Genomic DNA, 7,453 nt, shown 5'->3' on the forward strand with positions numbered 1-7,453 from the left:
GTTACATTCCGAACCCGGAAGCTAAGCCTTTCAGCGCCGATGGTACTGCAGGGGGGACCCTGTGGGAGAGTAGGACGCCGCCGAACAAATTTTGAAACGCCTCAGTCCCCGAACCGTATGGTTCGGGGACTGAGGCATTTTTGCGTTTAGGGTGCAGTCATGCGCTACGACCTCGTCATCTTCGACAACGACGGAGTGCTCGTCGACAGCGAGCCGCTCTCCAACCAGGTGCTGTCCGAGTACCTGACCGAACTGGGCCACCCCACCTCGTACGAGGAGTCCCTCCGCGACTTCATGGGCTCTGCCGTCCACCGCGTTCACGACATCGTCCAGGAGCGGACCGGCCGGCAATTGCCGGCGGAGTTCGACGAGACGCTGCACGCCCGCGTCTTCCAGGCCTTCGAGCAGCACCTCCAGCCGGTGAAGGGGGCGTCCGAGCTGCTGGAGTATCTGGTCGCCGAGGGGGTGTCGTACTGCGTGGCGTCCTCGGGCACCCACGAGCGGATCCGGGTCGGGCAGCGCAAGGCAGGGCTCGACGAGTGGTTCGAGGAGGAGTGGATCTTCAGCGCGGACGACGTAGGGCGGGGCAAGCCGGCGCCCGACCTGTTCCTGCACGCCGCGCGGTCGATGGGGGTCGAGCCGGGGCGGTGCGTCGTGATCGAGGACAGCCCGCTCGGGGTGGAGGCCGCCAACGCCGCGGGGATGGACGTATTCGGCTTCACCTCGATGACCCCCGCCGACCGGCTTGCCGCCGCGACCGCGGTGTTCACGGACCTGGGGGACCTGCCGCGGCTCCTCGCCTGACCCCGCCCCGAGCCTCGCGGCGCCTGCGGCCGGTCCCACCCCGACACCGCCCCGGCCCCAACTCCCGTAATTCGCTATGTGATCCATCTACCCAGCGGTAGCTCCGGCCCGTACGCTCCCCGCCATGACTGCCCCCGCTGATTCAGTGGCGCGCCTGCGGCACGGCCGGATGGCCCTGGCCGTCAGCTTCTTCGTGCAGGGTGCGGTGTTCGCCCTGCTCGTGACCCGGATTCCGGCCATTCAGGATCAGTACGGGATATCCGACGGGCTGCTGCCCGTCTTCCTGGCCGCCGTGCCGATCCTCGCCGGCGTCGGCAGCATCGGCACGGAGCACCTGGTGGCGCGGGTGCGGCCGAGCGCCGTGCTGCGCTGGGTGCAGCCCGCCGTGTGCCTCGCGCTCCTGGCCGCGGGCTCCGGCGACGCGATGTGGGAGGCGGCGGTCGCGCTCGGGCTGTTCGGGCTCACGGTGGGCGGCCTGGACGCGTCGATGAACATGCTCGGCGTCAGCCTCCAGCGGGCGTACGGGCGGAGCATCATGCTGGGTTTCCACGCCGCGTACAGCCTCGGGGGAATCGTGGGGGCCTCGCTCGCCTGGGCCGGCGCGCACTGGCACCTCTCGCTCGCCGTCCTGTACGCGCCGCTCGTCGTGGTGGTGATTCCGGCCGCCCTCGTCGCCAGCCGCTGGTACGTGGACCAGCGCGTACCGGAGCGGACGGGGCTCATGGGGCAGGAGGGCCGCGAGGAGCACGCGAGCGGCGCCGGAGGGGGAACGGGCGGTGCGGCGACCGTCCGGACCGGCTCTCCGGTCGCCATGCGGCTGCTGTTGCCGCTGTGCCTGGTGATGGCCTTCGCCTATATAGGCGACTCGACGGTGTCCAACTGGAGCGCCAAGTACCTCCAGGACGTGCTGCACAGCTCGGAGCAGCTCTCGACGGTCCCGTACAACGTCTACATGGTGATGACCCTGCTGGGCCGGGCCGTCGGCGACCGGGGCGTGCGGCGGTTCGGGCCGGTCGCGGTCGTACGGGTCGGGGCGGTGGTGGCGGCGTGCGGCTTCGGGGTGGTCGCGGTCGCGCCCGGGCCGTGGGCGGGGATGCTCGGCTTCACGATCCTGGGGCTCGGGCTGTGCGTGATCGTGCCGCAGACCTTCGCGGCGGCCGGGCGGCTGTTCCCCGGGGCGACGGATACCGCCATCGCCCGCCTGAATATCTTCAACTATGTGGGGTTTCTGATCGGTTCACCGCTCGTCGGGGCCCTGGGTGACGCCTGGAGTTATCGGGGCGCGATGGTCGTACCGATGCTGCTGGTGCTCGCCATGCTCTTCTACGCCCACTCGTTCGGTTCCGCCGCCGACCGATACCGTGGCGGGCATGAGCGGCCGTGCACAGCTGATGTGGGATGAGGCAGTAACGGGCTACGACTTCGGCCCCGGGCACCCGATGGACCCGGTGCGGCTCGCGCTGACCATGCGGTTGGTCGAGGCGTACGGGCTGCACCGCGAGGTCGACGTGGTGGCCGCGAAGTCGGCCGGCGACTCCACGCTGCGGCTCGTGCACCGGCAGGACTACGTGGACGCCGTGCGGCGGGTGTCGGCCGATCCGGGCGCGGCCGACGGCACGTACGGGCTCGGGACCACCGACGACCCGGCGTTCGCGGGGATGCACGAGGCGTCGGCGCTGATCGCCGGGCAGTCGGTGGGCGCGGCCGAGGCGGTGTGGCGCGGCGCGGCGCTGCACGCCGTGAACTTCACGGGCGGGCTGCACCACGCGATGCCGGGCGGCGCGTCCGGGTTCTGCGTCTACAACGACGCGGCGCTGGCGGTGGCCCGGCTCCTGGAGCTGGGGGCGCGGCGGGTCGCGTACGTGGACGTCGACGTGCACCACGGGGACGGGGTCCAGGCGGCCTTCTGGGAGGACCCGCGGGTGCTCACCGTCTCGCTGCACGAGCACCCCAGCACGCTCTTCCCGCAGACCGGCTGGCCGCAGGAGACGGGGGCGGACGGGGCCGAGGGGTCGGCCGTCAACGTCGCGCTGCCGGCCGGGACCGGGGACGAGGGGTGGCTGCGGGCGTTCCACGCGGTGGTGCCGGAGCTGCTGGCGGCGTTCCGGCCGGACGTACTGGTGACGCAGCACGGGGCCGACACGCACTTCGAGGACCCGCTGGCGCATCTGGCGGTGTCGCTGGACGCGCAGCGGATGGTGGCCGAGTCGTGCCACGCGCTGGCGCACGAGCACGCCGGGGGGCGCTGGGTGGCGCTGGGCGGCGGCGGGTACGCGGTGGTCGACGTGGTGCCGCGGACGTGGACCCACCTGGTGGGGATTGCGGCGGGGCGGGCGGTCCCGCCGGAGTCCCTGGTGCCGGACGAGTGGCGGCACGAGGTCTACCGGCGGACCCGGGAGGCGGCGCCGGCCCGTATGACGGACGGGCGGGCGCCGGGGTGGCGGGATTTCGTGGAGTCCGGATACGACCCCGCGGACCGGCTGGATCAGGCGATTCTCGCCACGCGGCGGGCGGTCTTCCCGGCGCACGGCCTGCTGCCGCTGCCCTGACGTGCCGCCTTCGGCGGGACGTACGGATGCGGGCCGGTCCGTGCGGCCGACCGGCTGTGCCGATGCCGACTATGCCGGTACCGGCCGGTGCGTGCGATCGACCGGCCATGCCCATACGGGCCGGACCGTCCCCTAGCGCACGCTTTTGGTGATTTGCCCGCGCCGTGGCCGGCGAACCCGCCACCATGGAGCCCGTGGTGAGTTCATACGCCCTGCGCGCGCATCTGCTCGATGCCCGGCTCGCGGGCCCCGTGGCCACGAGCCGTGAGCGGAGCCTGCGCCGCTACCGGCTCTTCGTCGCGCGGGACCCTCGCGCGCTGATCGGCCTGGAGCCCGAACGTGACTGGTCTTTGGCCGAGTTACTTGGTCTTATGGGCGAACAGTGCGGGGTTTCGGTCGATCCGGCACATACATCCGGGCAGGATGTGATCGACCCGGACCGTACGGTGGCGGCGCTCGAATCCTTCGCCGATCGGCTCCGGGCGGCGGTCGAAGACGGCGCGGCGGTGCTGATCGGGACCGGCCACCCGCACCGGCTCCTGGGCTTCTACGCCGCGTTGGCCGGGGCCCTGTCGGCGGCGGGATGCACTGTCCTCACCCCGGCGCAGGGTCGAAGAGTCGACATGACGACCCGGTTCGGGGTACGTACGTACAACCTTGACTACGTACGGGGAGTCGCGATGGTGCGGGAACCCGGCGCGCGGGAGCCCGGTAGTACGCCGGGCGCACACACCCATTCCCCCCTCCCGATTCGTACCGCTCTGGCGGCTGCTGTAGACGCCCGAAGCGCCCTGCCCACCCTCGTCATCGGGGATCACGGATGGGTCTGCGGAGCAGGTCAGCTGGGCATTGAGGCCATCGGTCTGGCGGACACGGACGATCCGGCGCTGTTCGTCGGGCAGGCCGAGGGGCGGGTGTCCGTCGCCGTTCCGCTTGATGACACTGTGCGGTCTGATTACTACCGACCGCTTACTCGCTATGTACTCAATCGAGCGTGTCTGTCACAGTAGGCGGCCGATCGCTGCTCCTCTTCCCCACTCGTATCACCCGCCCCTAATCTGGGGAGTGAGCGCGCAGCGACGAGGAGTCACCGGAGGGGAAGCCGGTGCCCGTCATGTGCGGAAGGTTCAGGTGTGACATGGCTGCTGGCGAGAGGCCTCTGAACGAGGTCGTGTTCCTGACCGTGGCGGAAGTCGCCTCGGTGATGCGAGTGTCCAAGATGACCGTGTACCGCTTGGTGCACAGTGGTCATCTGCCGGCGATCCGGGTGGGCAGGTCCTTCCGGGTCCCAGAGCAGGCGGTGCACGAGTACCTCCGCGAGTCCTACGTGGGGGTGGAAACCGCCTAGGGAGCGGGCTGGGGGAGGCTTTTCCCCAGCGTGCGCCCTGACGAACACCTCGGATTACGCCGATCGCCCGGTGCCGGGTAGGCTGGCCCGATGTAGGTAGTGTGGGCTCGGACGCCCCGCACCGAGTGATCGAAGTTAGCGAGGGTAGTCGTGGGCTCTGTTATCAAGAAGCGGCGCAAGCGGATGGCGAAGAAGAAGCACCGCAAGCTGCTCAAGCGCACGCGCGTTCAGCGTCGCAACAAGAAGTAAGCAGCGACGCTGTGTACGTCCCGCAGCCCCTCCACCGGATCTCGGTGGAGGGGCTGCGGTGCTGTGCGGGCGGACCGGCCTTCGGGGCGCTGTCCTCCGAGGCGCTGTCCTCCGGGGTGCGGCGTCGCTTTGTGTGAATCCATCGCTACGGCTTGAAATGTAGCTCCATGCATCGGGCGGTCATCACAGCGCAACAACGAGCCGCTACGGTGGCGGCCAAAGCTCCGCTCGTCGAGCGAGGTTTCGAGGGAAGGCGCTGATCTTGGGCAAGGTCGTGCTCGTCACCGGGGTCGCACGTCAGCTGGGCGGCCGTTTCGTACGGCGCGTCCAGCGGGAGCCCGACGTCGACCGGGTCATCGGCGTGGACGCCGTGCCACCCGAGCACCACCTGGGCGGGGCCGATTTCGTACGGGCCGACATCCGCCATCCCACGATCGGCAAGGTCCTGGCCGAGCACGGCGTCGACACCGTCGTCCACATGGACGTCAACGGCACCCCGCTCGGCAAGCGCGGCGGCCGGACCCTGGTCAAGGAGACCAACGTCATCGGCACCATGCAGCTGCTCGGCGCGTGCCAGAAGGCGCCGACCGTCAAGCGGCTCGTGATCAAGTCGAGCACCAGCGTGTACGGTTCCGCGCCCCGCGACCCCGCCGTCTTCACCGAGACCACGCCGCCCAAGTCGCTGCCCAGCGGCGGCTTCGCCAAGGACACCGTCGAGGTCGAGGGGTACGTACGCGGGTTCGCGCGCCGCCGCCCCGACGTGGCCGTCTGCGTGCTGCGCTTCGCCAACGTGCTGGGACCCTGCGCCGATTCGCCGCTCGCCGAGTACTTCTCGCTGCCCGTCCTGCCCACCGTGCTCGGCTTCGACCCCCGCCTCCAGTTCGTGCACGAGGACGACGCGATCGAGGTGCTGCGCATCGCCGCCGGCGAGCCGCGCCGCTCCACGCTCAACAGCGGCACCTTCAACATCGCCGGTGACGGCGTGCTGCTGCTCTCGCAGACCGCCCGCCGCCTCGGCCGCCCCACGCTCCCCTTCTTCCTGCCGACCGTCACCTGGATCGGCTCCGCGCTGCGCTCCCTCGGCATCAGCGACTTCTCGCCCGAGCAGATCCGGTTGCTGACGCACGGGCGGGTCGTCCAGACCGCGCAGATGCGCGAGACACTGGGTTTTGAACCGAAATACACCACCGCGGAGGCGTTCGCGGACTACGCGCGCAGCCGCGGTCCGGGGCTGCTCCCGCCCGAGACCCTCGCCCGTACCGTCGACCGGATGGCCGCGGTGCTGCCTGGCGGCGGCGACCAGAATTGAGGAGCGCACCCAACATGGCGGACGCGAAGGTCATTCCGTTCGGCGAGGAACCGCGGTCCCGGCGCCGGGCGAGGCGCGGCGGGCGCGCGAGCGGCCGGGCGGACGTCCCGCTGGCGCCCGTACCGCCGCAGCGGGAGGAAGATCCGGAGCCCGCCGGCGAGCCGTCGCGGCAGGAGGACGGCGGCGGGGGCTGGGACCGGCGCCTCGCGCACGGGCTGAGCTTTCTGCGCCGCCGGATCACGGGCGAGTACGAGGTCGACGAGTTCGGGTACGACGAGGAGCTCACCGACCAGGTGATCATGTCGATGCTGCGCCCGTTCTACGACAAGTACTTCCGGGTCGAGGTGAAGGGCATCGAGAACATCCCGTCCGAGGGCGGGGCGCTGATCGTCGCCAACCACTCCGGCACCCTGCCCCTCGACGCCCTGATGCTCCAGGCCGCGGTGCACGACGAGCACCCCGCCGGGCGCCATCTGCGGCTGCTCGCCGCCGACCTCGTCTTCGTCCTGCCGGTGGTCAACGAGCTGGCGCGGAAGGCCGGGCACACCCTCGCCTGCGCGGAGGACGCACAGCGGCTGCTGGAGCGCGGCGAGGTGGTGGGGGTGATGCCGGAGGGGTTCAAGGGGATAGGGAAGCCGTTCTCCGACCGGTACCGGCTCCAGCGCTTCGGGCGGGGCGGGTTCGTCTCGACGGCGCTGCGCGCCGGGGCGCCGATCGTGCCGTGCTCGATCGTCGGCGCCGAGGAGATCTATCCGATGATCGGCAACGCGCGGACCCTGGCGCGGCTGCTGGGCATCCCGTACTTCCCGATCACGCCGACCTTCCCGTGGCTGGGGCCGCTGGGCGCGGTGCCGCTGCCGACGAAGTGGACGATCCAGTTCGGTGAGCCGATCGCGACGGACGGCTATCCGCCGGAGGCGGCGGACGACCCGATGCTGATGTTCAACCTGACGGACCAGGTGCGCGAAACGATTCAGCACACGCTGTACAAGCTGTTGGTGCAGCGGCGTTCGGTGTTCTTCTGATCTTCAAGCGGGTTTTTCAAGCGGGTCTTTAGGCGAGTCTTGCAAGCGGGTGTGTCGGAGGCGGGGCGGTCCGGCTCCCCCGGTGTTGGCGGTGGACCGGCCGTGCCGGACAAGGATCAACGTGGGCATGGCGCCACCCTACGACTCGCCTTTGCCCATGCCTGGTGTA

Annotated in this window: 8 protein-coding genes and 1 rRNA gene; all 9 read left to right on the plus strand. The window is 70.5% G+C overall.

What is annotated here, in order from left to right; all coding sequences use genetic code 11:
* Positions 1-86 (plus strand): 5S ribosomal RNA (gene rrf / locus AB0I22_RS39400); the annotation flags it as partial.
* Between the two features lie 73 nt (positions 87-159).
* Positions 160-804: an HAD family hydrolase gene (locus AB0I22_RS39405; RefSeq protein ID WP_363135855.1), complete on the plus strand. Its 645-nt coding sequence runs from the start codon at positions 160-162 to the stop codon at positions 802-804.
* Positions 805-928: 124 nt separating this feature from the next.
* Positions 929-2,206 carry an MFS transporter gene (locus AB0I22_RS39410; RefSeq protein WP_363135856.1) on the plus strand — a complete coding sequence of 426 codons (1,278 nt, stop codon included), beginning with the start codon at positions 929-931 and terminating at the stop codon, positions 2,204-2,206.
* Positions 2,175-3,353 carry an acetoin utilization protein AcuC gene (locus tag AB0I22_RS39415; protein WP_363135857.1) on the plus strand — a complete coding sequence of 393 codons (1,179 nt, stop codon included), beginning with the start codon at positions 2,175-2,177 and terminating at the stop codon, positions 3,351-3,353. The genes AB0I22_RS39410 and AB0I22_RS39415 overlap by 32 nt, the downstream gene beginning before the upstream one ends.
* Positions 3,354-3,547: 194 nt before the next feature.
* A complete protein-coding gene (locus AB0I22_RS39420; RefSeq protein WP_363135860.1) occupies positions 3,548-4,363 on the plus strand; it encodes a phosphatase in 816 nt (271 codons plus the stop codon).
* 128 nt (positions 4,364-4,491) lie between these two features.
* Positions 4,492-4,701, plus strand: coding sequence for a helix-turn-helix domain-containing protein (locus tag AB0I22_RS39425; protein ID WP_031145511.1), 210 nt, complete (start codon positions 4,492-4,494; stop codon positions 4,699-4,701).
* A gap of 150 nt (positions 4,702-4,851) precedes the next feature.
* On the plus strand, positions 4,852-4,950 hold the full coding sequence (locus AB0I22_RS39430) for an AURKAIP1/COX24 domain-containing protein (RefSeq protein WP_003948845.1): 99 nt from the start codon (positions 4,852-4,854) through the stop codon (positions 4,948-4,950).
* 262 nt (positions 4,951-5,212) lie between these two features.
* Positions 5,213-6,259 (plus strand): NAD-dependent epimerase/dehydratase family protein, encoded by a 1,047-nt coding sequence (locus tag AB0I22_RS39435; protein ID WP_363135858.1) that lies wholly within the window; start codon positions 5,213-5,215, stop codon positions 6,257-6,259.
* 14 nt (positions 6,260-6,273) lie between these two features.
* Complete coding sequence (locus AB0I22_RS39440; RefSeq protein WP_363135859.1) at positions 6,274-7,284, plus strand: lysophospholipid acyltransferase family protein; 1,011 nt, start codon at positions 6,274-6,276, stop codon at positions 7,282-7,284.
* Positions 7,285-7,453 lie beyond the last annotated feature (169 nt).

Origin of the sequence: Streptomyces sp. NPDC050610, from assembly GCF_040654875.1 — a bacterium.
Lineage (GTDB): Bacteria > Actinomycetota > Actinomycetes > Streptomycetales > Streptomycetaceae > Streptomyces.

Bases quoted from the DNA above. Each gene is read 5' to 3' on its own strand.
- AB0I22_RS39405 (WP_363135855.1), top strand. From the start codon at position 160: ATGCGCTACGACCTCGTCATCTTCGACAACGACGGAGTGCTCGTCGAC.
- AB0I22_RS39410 (WP_363135856.1), top strand. From the start codon at position 929: ATGACTGCCCCCGCTGATTCAGTGGCGCGCCTGCGGCACGGCCGGATG.
- AB0I22_RS39415 (WP_363135857.1), top strand. From the start codon at position 2,175: ATGAGCGGCCGTGCACAGCTGATGTGGGATGAGGCAGTAACGGGCTAC.
- AB0I22_RS39425 (WP_031145511.1), top strand. From the start codon at position 4,492: ATGGCTGCTGGCGAGAGGCCTCTGAACGAGGTCGTGTTCCTGACCGTG.
- AB0I22_RS39440 (WP_363135859.1), top strand. From the start codon at position 6,274: ATGGCGGACGCGAAGGTCATTCCGTTCGGCGAGGAACCGCGGTCCCGG.